This window comes from Halopseudomonas litoralis, assembly GCF_900105005.1.
In the GTDB taxonomy this organism is placed as follows: domain Bacteria; phylum Pseudomonadota; class Gammaproteobacteria; order Pseudomonadales; family Pseudomonadaceae; genus Halopseudomonas; species Halopseudomonas litoralis.
Map to the genome: position 1 here is coordinate 2396165 of NZ_LT629748.1, position 22843 is coordinate 2419007.

The 22843-nt window shown below is 59.2% G+C and carries 21 protein-coding genes; 8 read left to right on the top strand and 13 right to left on the bottom strand.

All coding sequences use genetic code 11. The features are described from left to right. Positions 1-96: 96 nt before the first annotated feature. From groL to BLU11_RS11670, 3 genes are all read right to left on the bottom strand, one after another. A complete protein-coding gene (gene groL / locus BLU11_RS11660) occupies positions 97-1740 on the bottom strand; it encodes a chaperonin GroEL (RefSeq protein WP_090273519.1) in 1644 nt (547 codons plus the stop codon). A gap of 46 nt (positions 1741-1786) precedes the next feature. After that, positions 1787-2080, bottom strand: coding sequence for a co-chaperone GroES (locus BLU11_RS11665; RefSeq protein ID WP_036988527.1), 294 nt, complete (start codon positions 2078-2080; stop codon positions 1787-1789). Positions 2081-2271: 191 nt separating this feature from the next. Next, positions 2272-2727: an FxsA family protein gene (locus BLU11_RS11670; RefSeq protein ID WP_157718666.1), complete on the bottom strand. Its 456-nt coding sequence runs from the start codon at positions 2725-2727 to the stop codon at positions 2272-2274. Between the two features lie 187 nt (positions 2728-2914). On the opposite strand from BLU11_RS11670, the gene BLU11_RS11675 reads away from it, so the two are divergent. Next, on the top strand, positions 2915-3673 hold the full coding sequence (locus BLU11_RS11675) for an SDR family oxidoreductase (RefSeq protein ID WP_090273523.1): 759 nt from the start codon (positions 2915-2917) through the stop codon (positions 3671-3673). A gap of 27 nt (positions 3674-3700) precedes the next feature. Here BLU11_RS11675 and BLU11_RS11680 read toward each other — a convergent pair whose 3' ends face one another. Next, positions 3701-4711, bottom strand: coding sequence for a DUF481 domain-containing protein (locus tag BLU11_RS11680; protein ID WP_157718667.1), 1011 nt, complete (start codon positions 4709-4711; stop codon positions 3701-3703). 49 nt (positions 4712-4760) lie between these two features. Between BLU11_RS11680 and BLU11_RS11685 the strand changes: the two genes are divergently transcribed. Next, a complete protein-coding gene (locus tag BLU11_RS11685) occupies positions 4761-5123 on the top strand; it encodes an MGMT family protein (protein WP_090273527.1) in 363 nt (120 codons plus the stop codon). Between the two features lie 7 nt (positions 5124-5130). Continuing rightward, entirely contained in the window at positions 5131-6492 is a 1362-nt protein-coding gene (locus tag BLU11_RS11690) for an AmpG family muropeptide MFS transporter (RefSeq protein WP_090273529.1), read from the top strand. A gap of 54 nt (positions 6493-6546) precedes the next feature. On the opposite strand, the gene BLU11_RS11695 is transcribed toward BLU11_RS11690, so the two are convergent. Beyond that, entirely contained in the window at positions 6547-7359 is an 813-nt protein-coding gene (locus BLU11_RS11695; RefSeq protein WP_231702334.1) for a mechanosensitive ion channel family protein, read from the bottom strand. 35 nt (positions 7360-7394) lie between these two features. After that, a complete protein-coding gene (locus tag BLU11_RS11700) occupies positions 7395-7880 on the bottom strand; it encodes a YajQ family cyclic di-GMP-binding protein (RefSeq protein WP_090273533.1) in 486 nt (161 codons plus the stop codon). Positions 7881-7991: 111 nt separating this feature from the next. On the opposite strand from BLU11_RS11700, the gene BLU11_RS11705 reads away from it, so the two are divergent. From BLU11_RS11705 to BLU11_RS11715, 3 genes are all read left to right on the top strand, one after another. Further along, the gene (locus BLU11_RS11705) at positions 7992-8957 is read left to right on the top strand and encodes a GGDEF domain-containing response regulator (protein WP_090273535.1); all 966 of its coding nucleotides are present in this window, start codon (positions 7992-7994) and stop codon (positions 8955-8957) included. 1 nt (position 8958) lies between these two features. Next, the gene (locus BLU11_RS11710) at positions 8959-9876 is read left to right on the top strand and encodes a 2-dehydropantoate 2-reductase (protein ID WP_231702335.1); all 918 of its coding nucleotides are present in this window, start codon (positions 8959-8961) and stop codon (positions 9874-9876) included. 76 nt (positions 9877-9952) lie between these two features. Continuing rightward, positions 9953-10519 (top strand): cob(I)yrinic acid a,c-diamide adenosyltransferase, encoded by a 567-nt coding sequence (locus tag BLU11_RS11715; protein WP_090273539.1) that lies wholly within the window; start codon positions 9953-9955, stop codon positions 10517-10519. A gap of 27 nt (positions 10520-10546) precedes the next feature. On the opposite strand, the gene BLU11_RS11720 is transcribed toward BLU11_RS11715, so the two are convergent. The 4 genes from BLU11_RS11720 to BLU11_RS11735 all read right to left on the bottom strand — a co-directional run bounded on the left by BLU11_RS11720 (position 10547) and on the right by BLU11_RS11735 (position 16502). Continuing rightward, the gene (locus BLU11_RS11720; protein WP_090273541.1) at positions 10547-12562 is read right to left on the bottom strand and encodes a methyl-accepting chemotaxis protein; all 2016 of its coding nucleotides are present in this window, start codon (positions 12560-12562) and stop codon (positions 10547-10549) included. 130 nt (positions 12563-12692) lie between these two features. Continuing rightward, entirely contained in the window at positions 12693-13517 is an 825-nt protein-coding gene (ampE, locus tag BLU11_RS11725; RefSeq protein ID WP_090273543.1) for a regulatory signaling modulator protein AmpE, read from the bottom strand. Beyond that, a complete protein-coding gene (ampD, locus tag BLU11_RS11730) occupies positions 13514-14092 on the bottom strand; it encodes a 1,6-anhydro-N-acetylmuramyl-L-alanine amidase AmpD (protein ID WP_090273544.1) in 579 nt (192 codons plus the stop codon). The genes ampE and ampD overlap by 4 nt, the downstream gene beginning before the upstream one ends. 79 nt (positions 14093-14171) lie before the next feature. Next, positions 14172-16502, bottom strand: coding sequence for a DUF1631 domain-containing protein (locus BLU11_RS11735; RefSeq protein ID WP_090273546.1), 2331 nt, complete (start codon positions 16500-16502; stop codon positions 14172-14174). 200 nt (positions 16503-16702) lie between these two features. Between BLU11_RS11735 and BLU11_RS11740 the strand changes: the two genes are divergently transcribed. Both BLU11_RS11740 and nadC read left to right on the top strand, forming a co-directional pair. Continuing rightward, on the top strand, positions 16703-18070 hold the full coding sequence (locus tag BLU11_RS11740) for an alanine/glycine:cation symporter family protein (RefSeq protein ID WP_090273549.1): 1368 nt from the start codon (positions 16703-16705) through the stop codon (positions 18068-18070). A 159-nt stretch (positions 18071-18229) separates the two neighbouring features. After that, complete coding sequence (gene nadC / locus BLU11_RS11745) at positions 18230-19078, top strand: carboxylating nicotinate-nucleotide diphosphorylase (protein WP_090273551.1); 849 nt, start codon at positions 18230-18232, stop codon at positions 19076-19078. 67 nt (positions 19079-19145) lie between these two features. Here nadC and BLU11_RS11750 read toward each other — a convergent pair whose 3' ends face one another. Genes BLU11_RS11750 through tesB form a run of 3 tightly spaced genes read right to left on the bottom strand, consistent with a single transcriptional unit; the run spans position 19146 to position 22706 of the window. After that, a complete protein-coding gene (locus BLU11_RS11750) occupies positions 19146-21182 on the bottom strand; it encodes an LTA synthase family protein (RefSeq protein WP_090273553.1) in 2037 nt (678 codons plus the stop codon). A 59-nt stretch (positions 21183-21241) separates the two neighbouring features. Then, on the bottom strand, positions 21242-21841 hold the full coding sequence (locus tag BLU11_RS11755) for an HAD family hydrolase (protein ID WP_090273555.1): 600 nt from the start codon (positions 21839-21841) through the stop codon (positions 21242-21244). A gap of 1 nt (position 21842) precedes the next feature. Beyond that, positions 21843-22706, bottom strand: a complete 864-nt coding sequence (tesB, locus tag BLU11_RS11760) for an acyl-CoA thioesterase II (RefSeq protein ID WP_090273557.1) — start codon at positions 22704-22706, stop codon at positions 21843-21845. Positions 22707-22843 lie beyond the last annotated feature (137 nt).

Consider the following 22843-nt stretch of genomic DNA (forward strand, 5'->3'; position numbering starts at 1 on the left):
TGCATGCTCAGCGGAGCTTGGGAGATACCGGCCGAAGCCGGCACCTCCCTTCTGCTGTAGTCCGCCAAGCTGGCCAGCTGAGCGACTATCGTCGTATTACATCATACCGCCCATACCGCCCATACCACCCATACCGCCCATGTCAGGCATTGCCGGCTTGTCTTCCGGCAGCTCGGCGATCATGGCCTGAGTAGTAATCATCAGACTGGCAACGGATGCGGCCGCCTGCAGTGCACTGCGAGTGACCTTGGCCGGATCCAGAATACCCATCTCGATCATGTCGCCGTACTCGCCAGTGGCAGCGTTGTAACCGTAGTTACCTTCGCCTGCACGAACAGACTGCAGCACAACAGCGGCTTCTTCACCGGCGTTGGTAACGATCTGACGCAGCGGTGCTTCAATTGCACGGCGCAGCAGGTTGATACCCACGTTCTGGTCTTCGTTATCACCCTGCAGGTTCTCGAAGGCCACCAGGGTACGCACCAGGGCCACACCACCGCCAGGAACCACACCTTCTTCAACAGCAGCGCGAGTAGCATGCAGCGCGTCTTCAACGCGGTGCTTCTTCTCTTTCATTTCCACTTCGGTAGCAGCGCCGACCTTGATCACTGCAACACCGCCAGCCAGCTTGGCCAGACGCTCCTGCAGCTTTTCCTTGTCATAGTCAGAAGAGGTTTCTTCAACCTGCTTGCGGATCTGGGCAACGCGGGCTTCGATATCAGCCTGGGCGCCAGCACCGTCGATGACAGTGGAGTTGTCCTTATTGATCTGAATACGCTTGGCCTGACCCAGATGTTCCAGGGTAGTGGTTTCCAGGCTCATGCCGACTTCTTCGCTGATCACGGTACCGCCGGTGAGGATAGCGATGTCTTCCAGCATGGCCTTGCGGCGATCGCCAAAGCCAGGAGCCTTGACCGCAGCAACCTTGACGATGCCGCGCATGTTGTTGACTACCAGGGTAGCCAGCGCTTCGCCTTCAACGTCTTCAGCAACAATCATCAGCGGACGACCGGCTTTGGCAACAGCTTCCAGCACCGGCAGCATTTCGCGGATGTTGGAGATCTTCTTGTCGACCAGCAGGATGTACGGGTTGTCCAGCTCGGCGGACATGGTTTCCGGCTTGTTGACGAAGTACGGAGACAGGTAGCCGCGGTCGAACTGCATGCCTTCCACGACGGACAGTTCGTTGTCCAGGCCGGAACCTTCTTCAACGGTGATCACGCCTTCCTTGCCAACGCGATCCATGGCTTCGGCAATGATCTTGCCGATGGATTCGTCGGAGTTGGCGGAGATGGTACCCACCTGAGCAATGGCCTTGGAGTCGGCGCAGGGCTTGGCCAGGTTTTTCAGCTCGGCAACTACAGCCACAGTGGCCTTGTCGATGCCGCGCTTCAGATCCATCGGGTTCATGCCGGCAGCAACAGCCTTCAGACCTTCGGTGACGATAGCCTGAGCCAGAACGGTAGCGGTAGTGGTACCGTCACCGGCGTCATCGTTCGCACGGGAGGCGACGTCTTTGACCAGTTGCGCGCCCATGTTCTCGAAGCGGTCTTTCAGCTCGATTTCCTTGGCAACGGAAACGCCGTCCTTGGTGATCAGCGGCGCGCCGAAGCTGCGCTCGATCAGGACGTTGCGGCCCTTCGGACCCAGAGTGGATTTGACGGCATCAGCCAGGACATTAACGCCTTCCAGCATCTTGTTGCGTGCAGCAACGTCAAACAGTACTTCTTTAGCAGCCATTTTCACTTTCCTTCAATGAATTCGTTAAGGGATCGGGTGACGGAGCTCAGCCTTCCAGCACACCGTAAATTTCGGATTCGCTCATCATCAGCAGCTCTTCGCCATCGATCTTGATGGTGCTGCTGCCGGAATAGGGCCCGAAAACAACCTTGTCGCCTTCTTTGACGGCCAGCGGACGCACTTCACCATTGTCCAGCAGACGCCCGGTACCAACAGCAAGGACTACACCGGTGTTCGGCTTTTCTGCTGCAGAGCCCGGCAGAACGATACCGCCAGCGGTTTTTGTTTCTTCTTCGCTGCGACGAACGACTACGCGGTCGTGTAACGGACGGATTTTCATCGTTGTGAGTCTCCCAAATGAGTGTCAAAGGCCGGCATGCCGGCATTTCAAGTTAACCAGGCCTGCGGCCTGAAGGGCGCGCCGAAGCGACGCTCCTGTCCAACGCAGGGCCCCTTCTATGGGCCCCTGCAAAACTGGTGCATTGTTTATGGGGCCCGGCAAAACCTTTTCAAGGGGCGACTCCAAAAATTTCACGGTCTGTTCAATCGTTGGTCATCGTCAGCCGGCGCGGGAGTACCGGCTTCCCATTCGCCTTCAATGACGGTGTGTTCACCCCGCTGGTACCTATGTGGACCGCCGCCCTGGTCATCCGGACCGGAACCACCGCCGCGGTGCAGCAGCGCCAAGACCAGACAGGGGATCGCCAGTACATCGGTGACCAGCCCGGGAAAGGCGATCAGCACACCGGCGAGTACGCCCCACATGCCCGACTTCAATACACCGAACGGGCTACGATTGCTGGCCATCTGCTGTTGCAGGCGCTGCAGCATACCCCAGCCGTTGCGTTGGATCAGCGTCAACCCGACGACACCGGTGAACAATACCCAGAACAGAGTCCAGCCAACTCCAACCGCCTGTCCGAGCAGGATCAGACTCGCCAGCTCAATCAGCGGCAGCGCCAACAACAATATGCGCAACAATGGCATGACAACCTCAAGAATGGTTTCAAAGTTCTTATATGGGGCTTGCCAGGTCAGTTTCAAGGCCGCTTGGAAGCCAGGACGCGAGTCCCTCATCAAGTCAGCGGATGACCGTTTTTAGCTAACAGGTATTCATAATGCCGGCGGCTTGTTGCATTCTTGTGCGCTATTTCAAATTCAAGGAGTCACGTACATGCAATTGAAAGACAGTGTGATCATTGTTACCGGCGGTGGTCAGGGCCTGGGTCGAGCGATGGCTGAATATCTGGCAGGCCGCGGCGCGCGCCTGGCACTGGTAGATCTCGACCAGGCCAAACTGGACGAAGCCGTCGCCGCATGCAAGACCGCAGGCGGGGATGCCCGTGCCTATGTCTGCAACATTGCCAATGAACAGCAGGTGACCGACATGGTCGGTCAGGTGGCGACGGATTACGGCACCATCAATGGCCTGATCAACAATGCCGGAATTCTGCGTGACGGTCTGTTGCTCAAGTCGAAGGATGGCGAGATCCAGAAGATGAGCCTGAATCAGTGGCAGTCGGTGATCGACGTCAACCTGACCGGGGTATTTCTGGGCACTCGCGAGGTGGCAGCGAAAATGGTCGAGCTGGGCAGCAAAGGCCTGATCATCAACATTTCATCCATTTCCCGCGCCGGCAACATGGGCCAGTCCAACTACTCCGCAGCCAAGGCCGGTGTCGCTGCGCTGACAGTGGTCTGGGCCAAGGAGCTGGCACGTTATGGGATCCGCGTGGCGGGGATTGCGCCGGGCTTCATCGAGACCGAAATGACCTCTGGCATGAAACCCGAAGCACTGGAAAAGATGACCTCCGGCATTCCCCTGCGGCGCATGGGAATGCCGGAGGAAATCGCCCACTCCGCCGCCTACCTGTTCGAAAACGACTATTACAGCGGTCGTATCCTGGAACTGGACGGCGGTCTGCGCCTGTAACCTAGCCCAACGTGGACGGCCCCGGCGTCACCAGTTGACGCCGAAGCCCAGCTTGTAGCGGGTCTCGTTACGGCTCTTATCGTCCGAACTGTCGGTGTAATCCCATTCGGTCATCAAGCTCAGCGAGGCCCAGCTGTTCAGCAGGTAGCGCAGCCCCAGCTCGGCATCGACTATATAGCTCACTTCGTCATCGTTAGGGATGAGGGTTTCAGCGTTGTGGACCAGCTGGAAGCGCTTGCCGAACAGAAAACGTCGATAATCCCAGGCCAGGCCCAGGCCGTTGCTGCGGCTGTTATTCCCGTCCCTTGCATCCAGACGCAAATGCTCGAAACGCGCCGAGGTCTCGAAACGGCCGAAAGCATTGTTCCACCATTCATAACCCGGACCGGAACCCGCCTGGATCTGCCGCTTCACTTCGCCCAGATGATCACGCTGATAGCTGATGCGGTTCTGCCAGAACCACTTGTCGGCGAAGAACCAGCTCAGGGTGTAATCTGACTCCCACCAATGGCGGGTCTTGATATCGTCCCGGTAATCACGTTCGAAGTCCCCGGTGAAGGCGTGCCGCCAATCGCCATGGCGGGCTTCGGTCGATATATCCACATCAAGATCGCGTTTTTTCGACTCGGTGTTCTCCAGCTCCAGCGACAGATCCACGCGGCCATCCCAGACCCAGTCTTCGATCAACGGTTGCGGCTCCATCATCTGCTGTAACTGATCAAGCCTGAAAGGCTGCGGTTCCGGCTCGCCGTTGACCAGCCATATTTCTCCCGGCTCCTCGGACGGTTGAATGCGCCTTGCGTGCTGCGTATTGTCGCGGGTCTTGATCAATAGCGCTCTGTCACTCTCCAATGTGCGTATGCGATTGACATTGACCGACACCTGGCCGGCAAAATCGGTCTGGATGACCAGCTTGTTGCCTTCCATGAGCTCGATGTGACCGGTCAGCCGGTCACCATTATCCAGCCAGATGGTATCGGCGACCGCGGGCAATGCGCACAACAGGGAAAACAACAGCAGATAACGTGACTTCAACATGAAAACCAGCCTGGACAATCTGAAAGAGACAAAGGAAGAGGCATTATCCATGAGAGAAGGTTCCCCGGCACCTGCTTCCGCTTCCACTGCGGATGACCGTAAGCAGCTGCTCTGGCAGGTGCTGGCCTCCATTCCCCCGGGGCGCGTGAGCAGCTATGGCCGACTGGCGCAGCTGGCCGGCCTGGGGCGCGGCGCCCGACTGGTCGGCCGCTGGCTGGGGCAGTTGCCGGATGATACCCGCCTGCCCTGGCACCGTGTGTTGAACAGCCAGGGGCAACTGTCGCTGCCGGCGGACAGTCCGTCGGGTCAGGAACAATATCAGCGGCTGATGGCCGAAGGTGTCATCATTCGCAACCGGCGGGTGAATATGGCCCGTTACGGCTGGCCGGATCTGCACACAGGCGATAAGTGACCACTCGATGAACGACACCCCAGTAGTACCAGACCGCGAGAGCTGGAAGGTCTACCTCAAACCCCGCGTGCTGGGGATGCTGTTTCTCGGCTTTTCCGCCGGGCTGCCATTGCTGCTGGTCGGCGGTACTTTCAGTGCCTGGTTGCGCGATCTGGGTATCGAGCTGGCCGCCATCGGCTTTCTCAGCTGGGTCGGCATGGCGCATTCGATCAAGGTGCTGTGGGCGCCGCTTATCGACCGTGCACCGCTGCCGCTACTCAGCCGGTGGCTGGGCCGGCGCCGCGCCTGGATGCTGCTGGCACAACTGGTGATCGCTGGCGCCTTGCTGGGTATGGCTCTCACCGACCCGCGGGAGAACCTCACACTGGTCGCGCTATGGGCGGTTCTGGCCGCCTTCGGCTCAGCTACTCAGGATGTCGCCATTGATGCCTACCGGGTCGAAGCCGAAGCCCGCCATCGGCAGGCTGCCATGGCTGCCACCTATGTCACCGGCTATCGCGTGGCTGTGCTCGCCGCGGGTGCCGGCGCACTGCATCTGGCCTCCATCGACAGCTGGACCTTGGCGTATGGCAGCATGGCTATGTTGATGGGTGTGGGGCTACTCACCACTCTGGTCATCGCCGAGCCGGTCGTTTCGGTCACCAGCTCAACCCTGCACTTCGAACACCGTGTCGCCGACTATCTGGCCCAGACCCGCCATGGCGGCTGGCGGCGCCATCTCACGGCCTGGTTCATCGGTGCCATGGTCTGCCCTTTTGCCGAGTTCTTTCAACGCTACGGCAAAGCCGCCCTGTTGATTCTGGCCTTCATTGCTACCTTCCGGATCAGCGATATCTTCATGGGGGTAATGGCCAACCCCTTCTATCTCGATCTGGGTTTCAGCAAGGCACAGATTGCCAACATTGCAGCAGCCTTCGGCCTGGGCATGACCTTGCTTGGTGCCGGTTTGGGTGGATTGCTGGTGGCGCGTTTCGGCATTGCGCCGATTCTGCTGCTGACGGCCTTCATGGCCCCGCTCACCAACCTGGCCTTTGCCTGGCTGGCCTTCATCGGACCAGAGACCTACGGACTGGTAGTGGCGATCATTGCCGACAACATTACAGGTGGCCTGGCCATTTCGGTATTCATCGCCTACCTTTCGAGCCTGACCAATACTGCCTATACGGCGACGCAATATGCCTTGTTCAGTTCATTGATGACTCTGCCAGGGCAGTTTGCGGCAGGTTTTACTGGCGTACTGGCGGCTAATCTCGGCTGGACGAGCTTCTTCATGACCACTGCCCTGACCGGGCTTCCGGCCATAGTGCTGGCCGCTATGCTACTTAAATTTGCCCATCCTGATCAGGTGCGCCGACCCGGTATTGAATGACGAGCTGACGGGTCAACACGTGGCTCGACCCGTCGTTTCTCATCCAGCCACCGATCAGGTCGGTGACGTGATGTGATGCATGACCCGCTGTGGGTAGGGAATGGTAATGCCTTCCAGTTCAAAGACTTCCTTGGCTTGCTCCTGTAGCCCCCAGAACACACCCCAGTAATCTTCCGTCCTGGTCCATACGCGAAGAGACAAGTTGACCGAACTGTCACCCAGCGAAGCCAGCCATACTGCCGGTTCCGGATCCTTGAGCACACGACTGTCAGCATGCGCCAGCTGCAACAGGACCTTGCGGGCGTGCTTGACGTTGTCCTCATATCCTATACCCAGGTCGATATGTACCCGCCGGGTAGGCTGACGCGAGAAGTTGACGATGCTGCCGTTGGACAGTGTGCCATTGGGCACGATAATGGTCTTGTTGTCGCCGGTTTTGAGGACGGTATGGAAGATCTGGATGCTGTCAACAGTGCCTTCCACGCCCTGAGCCTGGATATATTCACCGACACGGATCGGGCGCAGCACCAGAATCAGGATACCACCGGCAAAGTTGGCCAGACTGCCCTGCAACGCCAGACCGACGGCCAGACCGGCTGCACCGATCAGCGCGATAAATGACGTGGTCTCGATCCCCACCATACCGGCGACGCTGACCAGCAGCAGTGCCTTGAGACCGATATTGACCAGCGTACCGATAAAACTGTGCAGTGTGGGATCTACATTGCGGCGTTGCAGCAATGCCTGGACAGCCCGCGTGATGCGTCCGATGATCCACCACCCGGCCAGCAGGGTAGCCAATGCCAATAACAACTGACTGCCATAGTTGACCACCATCGGCAGCAATTGATCCTGCCAGCCATCCATCCTGCTCAAAAACTCCTCCATCATCACTTCCTCGTTCAATCGCGAAAATTATTGAATTGCAGCGGCATGTCGAGCTCCGCGGACCGCAGCAACGCCATGGCTTCCTGTAGATCATCCCGCTTCTTGCCGGTCACCCGCACCTGCTCACCCTGGATGGCAGCCTGCACCTTGAGCTTGGCTTCCTTGATTCTGGCGACGATCTTCTTCGCCAGCGCTTGGTCGATGCCTTCGCGCAGTACAACGTCCTGCTTCATCTCCTTACCAGAAGTATAGGGCGTTTTTGCTTCAAGACACTGAACATCGATTTTGCGTTTGGTCAGACTCAGACGCAGGATGTCCAGCAACTGCTCAAGCTGGAATTCGGCCTCGGCGGTGATCGCCACGGTAAGTTCCTTCTCCTTGAATTCGAAACTGCCCTTACCTTTCAAATCGTAGCGTCGATCCAGCTCTTTCATGGCATTATCGACAGCGTTGGTTACTTCATGCTTGTCCAGTTCGGACACCACATCAAAAGACGGCATGGCTTGACCTCGAATAAATATGCGAATTGTGAACAGTGTGGCGAAACATCGGGCTGATGACGTGGCATTATACCGGCATCAGTCCTAAAACATGCAGCAGGGAGCTCAGACATGCCCAACCCCCAACTCAGCATAATGGTGGTGGACGATACCAAGTTCAGCAGTGCCGTCATAGGTCACACCTTGTCCCAGGCGGGTTATACGGACATCCGCTTTGCCAGCTCGGCCATGGCTGCCCTGGCCATGCACGAGGAACGTGCCGCCAGCGTCATGGTTGCCGATTGGCTGATGCCTGAAATGGACGGCCTGCAGCTGACCACACGCATCCGCCAACGTGACGAGCAGACCGACCATTACACCTACGTCATGCTATTGACCGCTCGGGAAGGCGACAACGTGCTCGGCGAGGCCTTTGATCGGGGCGTGGATGACTTCATCAGCAAGTCGGCAATGAGCGAACAACTGTTGCCACGTATCTACGCGGCAGACCGCATAACCCAGTTGATCAACCGACTGCTGGAGGAAAACCGCCTGCTGGCCAGCAATAACGCCCAGCTCGAAGAGCATAACCTGGTCGACAGCCTGACCGCCCTGGGCAACCGTCGCTATTTGCAGCAGCGTCTGGAAGATGCACTGCAGCAGGTGGAGTCGCGCGGCGGATATTGTTCGCTGCTGGTGCTCGGCATTCAGAACTTCGATGAAATGGGCGGGCGTTTTGGCGAGGCCGTGCAACAGGAACTGATGAGGGGTATCGCCCGCCGACTGCAACAGCTGGTGCGCCCCATGGATGTGATCGCCCGCATCGGCAACAATATCTTCGCCATCTGCACCGTCGGCGACAATATCGATGACTGCAAGCCCAACAGCTTTCGCCGCCTGCATGATGGGCTGAATCTCAAGGCCTTCAAGACCAGTGAAGGCTATCTCTCGGTACGGGCCGGAATGGCGCTGAGCAGAGTGGAGAAAAATGATTCGATCCTCGCCGCTGGCGACATGCTGCAACAGGTCGAACAGCATCTCGGCCAGGCGTATGCGACCAACCTGATCACTGAAGTACGGATGCCCCAGCTTGCCTGATGTGCTGCACATACTCGGTGGGGGCAGCCTGGGCCTGTTGTGGGCCAGCCGCTGCATCCAGGCCGGTATCGATTGCCGGCTGATTCTGCATACGCCAGCTGCACTGCAACAATGGCACAGCCGCGAGGATGCCCTGCTGTTTGAGCAACAGGGCGCCACACGGGCTCTCAAAGCACCCGCAGAGCTGGCCGACAGCAGCCCGGCGCCGATCAACAAACTGATAGTTACCACCAAAGCCTGGGCCGTGGCCGAGGCGTTGGAGAGTGTAGCGCCGCGGCTGAACGCTGACAGCGAACTGCTGTTGCTGCAGAATGGGCTGGGCAGCCAGCAGGCTGTTCGACTGCGCTTCCCCACACAACGCGTGCTGTATGCCAGCGTCACCGACGGCGCCTGGAAGCGCGCCGCCAATCACGTGGTCTGGGCTGGGGCCGGCCAGACCACCTTGGGCGACCCGCAGCATGGGCCTGCTCCCGGCTGGCTGAGCCTGTTGACCACCGCTGGTATCGACTGGCGCTGGGAACAGAACATGCTGCCGGCACTCTGGATGAAACTGGCGATCAACTGTGCCATCAATCCGGTCACGGCATTGCATGACTGCCCCAACGGCCAGGTGCTCGAGCGCGCCGGACCGATGTTTGCACCGCTGCTGGCCGAGCTGCATGCGCTACTCGCCAGCCAGCGGGTAAGCCTGTCGCTGTCGGAGTTGACCCAGCGGGTGACTACCGTCATCCAGGCCACGGCCAGCAACAGCTCCTCCATGCGTCAGGATGTGCATGCCGGGCGGCGTACCGAAATCGACTTCATCCTCGGCTATGCCTGTCGCACTGCCCGTCAAGTCGGACTCAGTACGCCGGTATTGGACGATCTGCACCGACAGCTGCAGCGCCACCTGGCCACTCTCGGCCTGCCGCAGGACTAGGCAATTGAACGCGTGGGACTTATAGCCTGAGGCTGACAGATCGGCTAGGCTGCTCTCCTATTTACAGGAGAACAGCATGGGCTACCGTTTGAGCAAACTTTATACCCGCACCGGTGACGCCGGCACCACTGGCCTGGCCGATGGCAGCCGCGTGCCCAAGGACAGCCCGCGTATCGAGGCCATGGGCGATGTGGATGAATTGAATAGTTGCCTCGGCGTGCTGCTGGCCGGACTGGTCAGTGACGCCCTGCAGCCGGTAAAGATGGTCCTGGCGCCGGTGCAGCATCGACTGTTCGATGTGGGTGGTGAACTGGCCATTCCCGGAGCCACTATCATTGACAGCACAGATGTTGCAGAACTGGAAGAGCAGATTGACCAGTTCAACGCCCAGGTGCCGCCGCTGAAGGAATTCATCCTGCCCGGTGGCTCACCCCTGATTGCTCAGGCACATCTGGCTCGCAGCGTCTGCCGTCGTGCTGAACGTCGTTACCTGACACTGGCCGATCAGCAGCCGGTAAACCCGCAGGCTCAAGCCTACCTGAACCGGCTGTCGGACCTGCTGTTCGTGGTGGCACGCAGCATAGCGCGACTGGAAAACATGGCCGAAGTACTCTGGCAGCCAAAACCCAAACCGGTTGAATGACTGCGAGAGCGGCTTGTGTGGGCGGGGTCAGACGCGGAAAGAGCTGATGACCTTTTCCAGCTCACCCACCAACTCACCCATCCGCGCACTGGCTTCCTCGGCACGGCGTGCACCATCGGCGGTGCGCTCGCCGGAGTGATTTATCTGCACGATGTTCTGATCGATATCATGGCTCACCGCCGTCTGCTCCTCGGCAGCGGTGGCTATCTGCTGGCTCTGGTCGACAATCTGGGTAGCCGCCCGCAGGATGTTGTCCAGCGCTGACTGCACCTTGATCGAAGAGTCCACTGCTTCGCCGGTCATGCCGTGACTCTGCCCCATCGCCTTTACTGCGGCGCCGACCCCGCCTTGCAGGCGGTCGATCATCTGCTCGATCTCCTGGGTCGACTGCTGCGTGCGCTGTGCCAGGGTACGCACCTCATCGGCAACCACCGCAAAGCCGCGACCCTGTTCGCCCGCCCGCGCCGCCTCGATTGCTGCGTTGAGTGCCAGCAGGTTGGTCTGTTCAGCCACACCCTTGATGACATCCAGCACGCGGCTGATGGAGGCGCTGTCATCGGCGAGGTTATTGATGACCTTGACCGAGTTCTCGATTTCAACGGCCAGCTTCTCGATACCGTCCACTGAGGACTCGACCATGCGCCGGCCATTGATCGTCTCGTTGTTGACCAGTTCGGCACTGGTTACGGCCAATGCCGCACTGCGAGCCACCTCCTGGGAGGTAGCTGACATTTCGTTCATGGCGGTGGCAACCTGCTCGATCTGTGTGCGCTGGCTCTCCACCGCCTGACTGCTCTCGCTGGAGATATCAACCACCTGCTGCGACTGATCACTGACCAGCCCCGAGGTTTTACCCACGTGCCGGATGAGTCCCTGAATACGCTCGATACTGCCATTGAATTCACCGGCCAGCTTGCCCAGTTCATCTCGACTGGCGACCGTAACGCGCGCCGTCATATTGCCGGCCGCCACTTGCCCCATGGTCTCGGACAATGCCTGTATGGTGCGCTGGGTAGCGACGTAAAAAGCCAGGTACAACCAGATGATCACCAGCAGAATAACCGCCAGAGCAGCCACCAGCGTCAGCATCGCACGATTGCCTTCGCCCAATCGCTGAGCCAGCCTTTCGTTGAGGAAGCTCAGAATCGCATCATTGAACGCGTGGGTTTTTGCCATCTCGGCACTCAGGCGCTGGAAGTAGCCATCCCAGGTGTCGTCATAACTGGATGCGAGAATGATTTCGTCTTCGAAAATCCGCGACACGGTACTCAAGGACTCGTTGCTGGCCGCCGCCGGAGCACGCAGCGCCTGCAGCTCAGGCTGTTGCAGGAAGGATTGTGCCTGGGTGTAGTTGACCGCCAGGCGCTCAACCTCTTCGAGGAAACGATCCATGTCCCTGCTCGCGTCGGAATTGAGGTAACCCAACCCGATGGAATAAGCGCCTGTGGCTCTTCCCAGTCCCAACGCCGAAGTCACCTGCGGCGTGTGGTTGACCAGCAGGTCTGTCAGCTGGCGCACGTTACGATCATAATCGTGGGGCAGGCCGCTGTACGCGGCACTGAAGCTGAACAGCGAAACGATACCGACATGGGCCTGGGTGGACATCTGCCCGCGATTACGTAATGAACCACCGTTGATTTTCTCGTATTCGAGGAGCAACTCGTCGCGCTTGCTGATCAGCTCTGCTGCGTTCGGATCAGCCAGGTCCAGCGGCAGATTCTCCAGCCCTGCCATCAAGCGCTGAATGGACTCGCTGCTGCGCTGCTGGAGAATTGCTCCCTGATCACCTGCCCCCAGATGAAACGCGAGGATGTCGAGCCCGCGCAGGGTTTCGGCATCCACCAGCAATTTGGAGACCTGCTCCAGCAACTGCATCGAATCCAGCGCGTGACGGGAGACCTGGACTCGATCCCACGCCTGGCTCACCAGCATGCCACCGACCACGATCAATGGGATGAAACACAGCGCACTGATCAGACAGAATTTCATGGCGTAGCCAAGTCTGTTCATCAACGCCATGGCGGGTGCCAACAGAGTGTTCACATGCATCTCCTTGTCCAAGCCCGTGCTGCACCACGGAGCCGAATCGCAATAATTACTATCGTCACCATCCAACCCCGCGGTGACTTCATCATTGCTCTATCGGCCTGACAGGAGACTTCTTTAAGGATTTTCAGCTCAGCATGGACAAAAAGGCTATCACTACCGCCCAGGTCAGAATGGCGCGGATCATCAGTTGCCGGGTAGCGGTAAGGATGTTATTCGGTTCGGGCACCGATATCGGCTCAAGCTCTGTCTCAGGCAGGGCTGCCTGGGCGCAGCGGGCGGCCAGTTCGCCGCCCCCCAGTTCCCAGTCGGTTGCCAGACTGCGCAGGGTGCGCAGGGTACTGTCGAACTGGCCTACCAGCGCGAAACTCAGCCCCAACAAGCGGGCCGGTATCCACTCCAGCGCATGTGCCAGCATGGCGGCGGAGCGCGCAGCGGGTAGAGAATCGTGCTGGCTCGACAGCAACAACAGGCGCCAGGCAAGCGCGCCCAGGGGGCCCAGCAATAGATACCAGAATGCGGGAACGAAATAATCCTGCAGGCTGGTTGCGACTATCTTTGTGCGTATCAACGCAGGCAGCAAATCGGGCTGGCCAGCCCGCACATCAAGCTGCTGTTCGGCGACCAGCCCCGCTGCTGCCAGATCGTCATGGTGCCACGCCGCCATGAAGTCATCAGTCATACGCCCCAGAGGATCATGGCGCCCGACACACAACAGCAGCACACCGACGTGCAACAACAGGGTAAACAGCCCATAGGCGATACCCTCCAGCCACCAGAGGAGCAAGCCCAACGGTGCGAGCAGCATGAGCACGGCGATCAGCGCTATCCACTCGCGTTTCAAACGTCCTGTACGCGCAACCCAGGGTATGAGGAAATCCCGCGGATAGCCGGTGCGCCAAGGCGTCCAGAGCAGGGTCAGCGCTACCAGCAGCAGTACCAGAAATTTCATTTACAGCTCCCATCCGTCAGTGCAGTGTCAGTCAATTGATCAAGGTAACGTGCCCAGTCGAAACAGGGGCCCGGGTCGGTCTTGCGCCCCGGTGCGATATGCTCATGGCCGGTAATCCGGCTGCGACTGATCAGCGGAAAGGCCTGTTGCAGCGTACGGGTAAGCGTGACCAGACTGGCATATTGCAGGTCGGTAAAAGATTGCTCGTCGGTTCCTTCCAATTCGATGCCGAGGGAATAGTCGTTGCAATCATCACGCCCAGCGAAACTGGACTGACCAGCGTGCCAGGCGCGATCAAGACAGGAAACGAACTGGGTGATGCGTCCATCACGCTCGATGAGAAAATGCGCGGATACCCGAAGATCGGCAATTTCGGCGAAATAGGCATCCGCCGTGCTGTCGAGCGTACCAGAGAAGAACTCATGCACGCAGCCGGTGCCGAATTGACCCGGCGGCAGGCTGATATTGTGAATCACCAACAGGGAAATATCGGTGGCGTCGGGGCGGGCATTGAAATGCGCCGACGGGCAAAGATGTATTCCGTTGAGCCAACCATTGGCTGCGTCAATCTGCATGAAACCTACCCTGACAGCAAAACCGCCATGTTAGGGTCTGCCGAGGTCGCATCGCAAGCCGCGTGCGTCCAGGCGGGTGTCAGTCTCTGCTTGAGCGCAGTTGACGCAGGTTGCCGATGACCGATTCCAACGCTCGATCAAACAGCTGATCATCCGCCACCAGTTGAACCAGACTCTGCTCGTAGTGACTGGTCAGGGCAGCGCGGGAGAACTCGGCGACTTTCATACCCGTGCGGTTCACGAAGATATATTTACCGCTGAAACTGATGATCGCTGCCAGCTTGCAACGCTGCATGGGCTTGTCACCCACGCCGGACAGTTCGAACCAACTGCCGGCGTTCAGACTTTCCACCCAATGGGTGGCAGCAGCACTGGGCAGATCCTCGATCAGCTCAGCTTCCTCGGTAGTATCGCAGCCGGACATTACCGGTACGTCAACCAATACCATTTCGGTCAGAACCGGAATGCCGTCGTCGTCACTCAGCGCACCGGGAAGTACTTGATACTGCGCCCCAGGCTCAGCGATTTCCTCGTTGAGCTGCGGATTGCTGTTTCCAGTATGCAGTGCCGCATCCGACTGAGCGGACGATTGCAGCTCAGGCTGAGCGGCGTCCCGCAAGGCTGCCCGCTGCAGATCCCGCAGTTGCGCTACCTTCGGTGAGTCTTCAGGGTTCTCCTCACCGAGCAAGCGCAAGCCTTTGCACAAGGCCCGGCAGACACTGTCATTCAGTGCAAGCCGCTGATCGGTCGCCTCTTGAACGGGGCGCTCAACACTGTGCACCAGCCGCTCGGCAACAATGACTGCGTTACGCCAGGCTGCGGAATCCTCCCCTTCGCGCAGACAGACCATCTGCAACACCTGACTCCAGGTTTCACGCAGCAGGTCCACAGCAAAGACCGGCAAGGTTCGTCCCAACAACAAGGTATTCAGTGCCCGCGCGGACTGGCTACGCGCCGCATCGACTCGCGCACGCCCTTCTTCGGCGTCACGCGTACGCTGCTCCAGACGTTCGGCCCGGCGCTGCTCGATATGGACAAACCCGGCCAGCTCTTCGTGCATCTGCTCGAAAAACGCCGCGTCGGCCATCTGCTCTCCATGCATCCGCTCAACCATGCGTTCGAGCAAGGTGTGCAACTGGTCGCGTTGCAGGTTGTCGTGATCGCTCCAACCCATGGTGGCCCGCGCCAGCTCGTTCAACAGGCGTCGGGCCGGATGAGAGGACCGGTTGAACAGGCTTTTGTCGGCAATGGCAACACGCAGAATCGGCAGCTGCATGCGCGCAATCAGCGCTTTCAATGCAGCCGGCAGATGCGCATCATCCAGCAGAAACTCGAACAGCATCGAGACCAGGCTGATGACGTCATCGTCCACGCGATCGAGTCTGCGTACCTCACCGGTCTGCCTGAGCTGCTCGCCCAACTGCCGGTTGATGTGTCCGCGCAGATCCTCGAATGTTCCGCCCCGGCTGGCTTCCCGACCACCAGCGAAATTGCTCAGCATGCTGAGCAACTCATCACTGGGTACCGGCGGCGCCGATGGCGCGCCCAGAGCGCTGAGCCCGATATCACCGCTGGTATGGCGCCAGTTGCTGATCAACTCGCCGAACAGAGACAGCACTTGCGCATCTGCACCTCCCGATGCGCCGGCAGCGCCGTCCTGCGGTTGCCGGCTCGCAGTCAACGGGCTCCGTGGGCGCACCGGCATACCATCCTGCCTGAGGTCCGGCAGGACACCAGCGTTCTTCAATAATCCATTGGCATCGGCATACAGCGAATCGATTGAATTGAGGACATAGCGCTCGAACATCTTGAGAATGATCAGTCGCACCTTGATATCCAGATCCAGGGGCGCACAGCTGTCGGAAAAAAGCTGTACCAGGTAAACCGGAGCCAGCGGATTGTTCGCTTCACTCAGCTTGCTGCCGACCAGACTACCGAGACGCGAGGCCAGATGTGACAGGCCAAGCTGATTTCGCGCATTGACCCGGCTCACCATGCCATCGAGCGCAACCGTCTGTTCCAGCTCGTCCGGCTGGACCAGACTCAGGGTATCAAGATCAAAGGAAAGGGTATTTGTAGAGGCCGCCGCCCGGCCACTCTGCAGCGTGCTGAATTCGTTCTCCAGACCGTCGCAACAGGCCTTCTCGATAAGGTGACGTTTCAGCCGCAGCAACCGCATGGCGTCGAAGAACAGGCTCTGATCGGCGTTGCTGCTGGCGCGATCGGCTTTTTCAAACAGGGTGTCGTCGGCATTATCAAAAAGTTCGCTCAAACCTACCCGCAGATAGGTCAGCGCCCGATCGCGTACAGCAGCGAGGGGAGCTGGCAAGGACGCATGGCGCTCGGAGTCAGCCTGCCGCCTGCCTGACGCAGCCGAGGCAATGGAAACTACCTTGTAATCCTGGGACATGCCATATCTCCGGGGAATCAGTCCGGCGCGAACATCTTATCCATATGCGCCAATGACGAATTTCTGGCGTCAAATTGTCGCAAGTATACATAATTTGAGAGGTTCCATAGCCTTCATGTTCTTTTTACTTGCTGAAGCTCACAGTTTTGCAATACAAGGGAGCTGAAAACAAAAACCAACCCACAGGTGTGGAGAACAAAATGGACAATTTGATCGATTTCATCAGCACGATAAATGGCTGGGTATGGGGGCCTTTCATGCTGGCGCTGCTTGCCGGCACGGGGATCTACCTGGCACTGGGGTTGCGACTCATCCCTCAGCGCAAGCTGATTTACGGTTTCGGCATGCTCTGGCGCGGCCGCAAGAAAACAGATGAAGATGGCGATCTCAGCCCCTTCAATGCCCTGATGACCGCACTCTCCGCCACCGTTGGTACCGGCAACATTGCCGGTGTTGCCACGGCCATCTTCTTCGGCGGGCCAGGCGCGCTGTTCTGGATGTGGTTGATCGCATTGATCGGTATGGCAACCAAATTCAGCGAAGCCGTACTGGCCGTGCATTTTCGTGAGAAAGACGCCTTCGGCAACTACGTTGGCGGTCCGATGTACTACATCCGCAACGGCCTGGGCAAGAACTGGAAATGGCTCGGCGTATTGTTCGCCATCTTCGGCATGCTTGCCGGCTTTGGTATCGGCAATACCATCCAGTCCAACTCGGTTGCCGATGCCATGCAAAGCACCTTCAACGTCAATCCGGTAGTCACCGGCTTGGTAATCGGCGTACTGGTGGCGCTGGTGTTGATCGGTGGCATCAAGCGCATTGGTGAAGTCGCCGGCAAGCTGGTTCCGCTGATGGCGATTTTCTATGTCGGCGGCGGGCTGGCCATTCTGATCATCAATGCCGCTGAAGTACCCGCTGCGTTCGGTCTGATCCTGCACCATGCATTCAACCCCACTTCTGCAGCGGGCGGCTTTGCCGGTGCCACCGTCTGGGCGGCCATTCGTTTTGGTGTTGCCCGAGGCGTTTTCTCCAACGAGGCCGGGCTGGGCAGCGCGCCAATCGCGCACGCCACAGCCAAAACCAACAACCCGATCCGCCAGGGTACCGTGGCCATGCTCGGCACCTTCATCGACACCATCATCATCTGCACCATCACCGGACTGGTGATTGTCGTCACCGGTGCCTGGCAGAGTGGTGAAAACGGAGCGTCACTGTCGGTACACGCGTTCAATCTGGGTCTACCTGGTTGGGGTGAATATATCGTCAGTATCGGCCTGGCCACCTTTGCCTTCACTACCATCCTGGGCTGGAGTTTCTACAGTGAGAAATGTACCCAGTTCCTGTTCGGCGAGCGCTCCATAATGCCGTTCCGCATCATCTGGATCATTGCCGTACCGCTGGGCACGCTACCCGTGATCAACCTCGGCAGCCTGTGGTTGGTGGCCGATACACTCAACGCAATGATGGCCATTCCCAACCTGCTGGCGCTGTTGCTGCTGAGCCCAGTGGTATTCAAACTGACCCGCACCTATTTCAGTCAGCCCAGAACGCTACAGGACGCCGACTGATTCCACCCGCCTGGCGCTTCAGCGCCTGATCGACCCTGGCAGCGAACCGCCTGCCAGGGTCGGCACCTCCCTCGCTTCATGTGCCATCCACCTGCCCCCAGCAGGATGTACCATCGGGTATACTTCGGGGTTTCCATCCGACCCGCAGTGGAGCACCCCATGCCGAATATCACCCTGGACAGTCTGCAATCCTCCATTCAAGACCAAGTGCGTCGTGCGCTTGCCGAGGACGTTGGCGATGGTGATATCACCGCAACACTGATACCGGCAGACCGACAGGCTCAGGCCACCATCATTTCCCGTGAGTCCGCGATACTCTGCGGCACGGCATGGGCCGATGAGGTGTTCCGTCAGGTGGATCCACAGATCAGCGTGCAATGGCTGGCCGCCGATGGGGACCGGCTCGAACCGAACCAGCCCTTCTGCAAGATGAGCGGCCCGGCTCGCGGCCTGCTGACCGGCGAGCGCTGCGCACTGAACTTCATCCAGACCCTGTCCGCTACCGCCACCCGCAGCCGGTATTTTGCCGATCTGGTAGAGGGCACCGGCGTCAAGCTGCTCGACACCCGCAAAACCCTGCCCGGACTGCGCCTGGCACAGAAGTACGCGGTCACCTGCGGCGGTTGCCACAATCACCGTATCGGTCTGTTCGACGCCTTTCTGATCAAGGAAAACCACATCGCTGCCTGCGGTGGTATCGGCGCGGCTGTGTCCCAGGCCCGAATTCTGAGCCCGGGCAAACCGGTGGAGGTAGAGGTGGAAAGTCTGGAGGAGCTGCGCCAGGCACTGGAGGCAGGTGCCGACATCATCATGCTCGATGAGCTGAGCAATGCTGACATGCGCACTGCCGTGCAGATCACTGCAGGCAAGGCCAAGCTGGAAGCTTCCGGCGGCATCAATGAGACCACGCTGCGCGCAGTCGCGGAAACCGGCGTCGACTATATATCCATCGGCAGCATGACCAAGGATATCAAGGCCGTGGACCTGTCCATGCGCCTGGCGATGTAATCACCCCACCGGCAAGGCCGGGTCCATGCCGGCCAAGGGTCACACCACTGGATTTGTGGCAGCGTGTTTATTGCTCGCGCACGTTGTCGTACAGCATGTAACGGGCCGTTTCATGCAGCCCTCTGGTCAGCGGCAGCAGCCGCTGGTATTCCTCGGGGTGTTGCTCGGCAACGTTGTCCAGCGGCGTGTCCGAGTGCAGATCGTGCAGACTTGGTTCGCTGCCGTCATGGTTCATCTGCAACAGGAAATCCTGCGTCACCGCCCCGATGAGCGGGAAGGTTCCTTCACGCAGCACCAGTGGTACCACCCGCTCCCCTTCCGGCGGCGAGGACAGCAGATCACGCCCCATGCTGCGCGTTTCGTACTCGATACCCAGGAGCCCGGCAATAGTCGGCAGTAGATCAGCCAGACCCACAGCTTCATCGAACTCACGCGGCGCCAGCAGTCCCGGCGCGTGAATCAGCAGGGGAACGTTGTTGCTCTCCAGCCCCAGCTGGTCGAAGGCCGGCTTCATGTAATCGATATTGGCAATGCGCGTATTGTGATCACCAAACAGCACGAAAATCGTGTTGTCGTAATAGCCGCTCGCCTTGGCCATCTCCATGAAGCGACCGATATTGAAATCCAGCAGCCGTGCGGCATTGTATTGCTCCAGACTGCGCGAGCCGGCAGCCTGAACCTCTTCCAGTGGACGCTCGATCACCTCGAAGCCGTCGTTCTCCGCTGGAATGGTAAAGGGACGGTGATTGGCCGCAGTCTGGATGTAGGCAAAGAACGGCTGATCCTGAGGCAACTCACGCAGCAGCTGGTCGGTTTCCTTGAACAGGTCCAGATCGGATATGCCCCAGACATCGACGTTCTTCGCCTTCCAGTAACCCTCTTCATAGATCTTGATACCATCGATGCTCTGACGTACCAGCGCATTCATGTTGGCCCAGCCCGAGTTGCCACCGATGGTATAGATCTTCTGATAGCCCTGCAGGTCATTGATCAGGGTGCGCTGATTGGTGATCAGCGGATTGCGCGTGGCGGTCTCCGACCGTGACACATCGGGCACCCCGGAAATACTCGCCCATACAGTTTTTGCGGTACCGGTTACCGGCACGTAGAAATGCCGGAAGAACCAGCTGTCCCTGGCCATGCGGTCCAGATTGGGGGTGGGGTTCAATGGGTTGCCATAGGCGCCCACCGCCGTGGTGCCCAGCGATTCCAGCATGATGAACACGACATTCGGGGCCTCCCCCGCCAGCCGTTGCGGCTGGACCGGCACACTGCGCGAAAAGTCGAGTTGCGCGGCATCAGGATTGGTGACGCCCAGGTAAGCACTCACCTGGGGATAATATTGACGCACCTGCGCCTCATCATAGCGCTCCTGCGGCACTTTCAATGTGTCGTAGAAGAACAGCACCGGATTGAGCCCCAACGCACCCAGCTGGCTGTCGCCGGCAAAGAAGGCATCGTTCCAGCGCAGCGGTACCGGGTTTTCCAGGTTCACGTTACTGGTCCGGCCGAGCAACACGAAGAACACCACGACCACCATGGCCGCACTGCCCCAGGCACGCGACCAAAGCGGGATAGGTCGGGGACGGCGGTCGAGAGTGCGCCGCTCAAGCCGGAACAGACCGACTATCGACAACCCCAACAAGGCAAGCCAACCCAGCGAGATCCATACCACGGGGTAACTTTCCCAGAGCATCTGCTGGGAAATCTGCATATCACCGAGGAACTTGAGGGCCGAGGCATTCAAGCGCACCCCGAGATAGGCGTAATGTCCGAAGTCGATAAAGTACATCAGCAGCACGACCGCCACTGCCAGTACCAGCCAGAGACGGGAGAGACCCCGCAGCACCCCGCTGCGTACACTGTTCCAGCCCGGCAGCCAGGCCAACAACATGGCCGGCAGCATCAACAGCACGGCCAGACGCAGGTCGAAGCGAACACCGACACCCAGGGTTTCCAGCACCAGTGACCACGGATGACTCGTGCCGCCGCTTACCGAGGAAAAGCCAAACAGAAAAACCGCGCGCAGCGCGACCAGCAGCCCAAAAAGAGTGGCCACCCCGCCTACGAAATAATGCAGACGTCGGGATTGCAGCCAGGCCATACGGGTACTCCTTGGAAGATGTTTCATTCAATGATTCGGCGATGATGACGGCAGGTGATTCAAGCCGGGCCGTCCGTCGTGCGCAGCTGCGCCAGTAACGAATGACAATCAGCAACGTGCAGGTCCGTCAGTTCCGGCCAGGCGTTGTCAGGAAAGACCAGACAGGTTCGGCAGCCAGCCGCTCTGCCCGCTGCCAGGTCAAAGTGGAAGTCGCCTACCATCACCGCCTCGGCATTGCTGAGTTGCCAGTCAGCAAGCAGTTGGTGAATGCCCTCCGGGGCCGGCTTGGGTGGTGCTTCATCACGCCCGAGAATATGCTCGGGCGCAAAGCAGTCGAGCACCCCGATGCGTTCCAGCGAAGCCATTGCCACGCTGCGCAGGTTACGCGTGAGAATCCCCAGTTGCCGGCCACTGCGATGCAGTTCACGCACCAGCTCGGCCGCCCCTGGCGCGGGGACGACATCAGCCGCCAGGCGCAACTCGATGGCGTTGAGTTCATCATTCAAGCGCTGGCGCTCGGCAATCGGCAGACGCCCCAGATGAGTGAGAATGTCTTCATCGGCGGGGATACCCAACTCCCGGCGGATCGCCGGAAAATCGTGCTGGGCAACGGTCAGGGTGCCGTCGAGATCGAAGATCCAGCCACGTATCTGTTGCATATCAGCTGCGCCGATCGCGCATCAGCGATTCCTGCGCCACCGAAGCCACCAGCTCACCGGCGCGGTTGAATACCTGCCCCCGTGAAAGTCCCCGGGCACCGCTGGCTGACGGGCTATCCATGGCGTACAGCAGCCAGTCATCCATACGCAGCGGACGATGGAACCAGACGGCATGATCAAGACTGGCAACCTGCATATGCGGGGCCCAGGTCGAGATGCCATGAGGCAACGCCGCCGTGCTCAGCAGGTTGAAGTCCGAGGCGTAGGCAAACAGGTAGCGGTGCAGATGATCGTCATCCGGCAACTGGCCGTCGGCGCGGAACCAGGTGTACTGAACTGCCTCGGCAGGCTTGGGTTTGAATGGGTTGTAACCATTGACCCGGCGGATCTCGATCGGCTTGGCACTCAATACGCTGTCGCGCACCGCTTCGGGTAGCAGATGCTGGTTTTCCAGCGCCACTTCCTGTTCGCTCTTCAAGCCTTCCGGCCCCGGCACCTCGGGCATCATCGATTGGTGTGACACCCCCGGCTCCTCACCATGAAAAGAGGCCATCAGTGTGAAAATAGCCCGCCCCTTCTGGATGGCACTGACCGTGCGTGTGGTAAAGCTGCCACCGTCGCGCGGCGATTCCACCTGATAGACAATCGGCAGTGACGCATCACCGGGGCGCAGAAAGTATCCGTGTACCGAGTGCACGTTACGCTCGGGCGCTACGGTCTGGCTGGCTGCGGACAACGCCTGGCCCAACACCTGACCACCAAACAGCTGGCGGAAGCCCAGATCCTCGCTTACGCCACGGAACAGGTTTTCCTCGATCTTTTCCAGCGCCAGCAGGCGAACCAAATTATCCAGCATGTGGGTCATGACCACTCCTCAACTCAACACCGGCAACGACCGGATTGTACGACTCAGAGTGCGCGACAAGGCGACGCACCGAAAAGGTCGAAGATTTTAAACCTGAGCGGCCCATTGTTACAGCTTTTTGCTTATCTTCGCGGGAA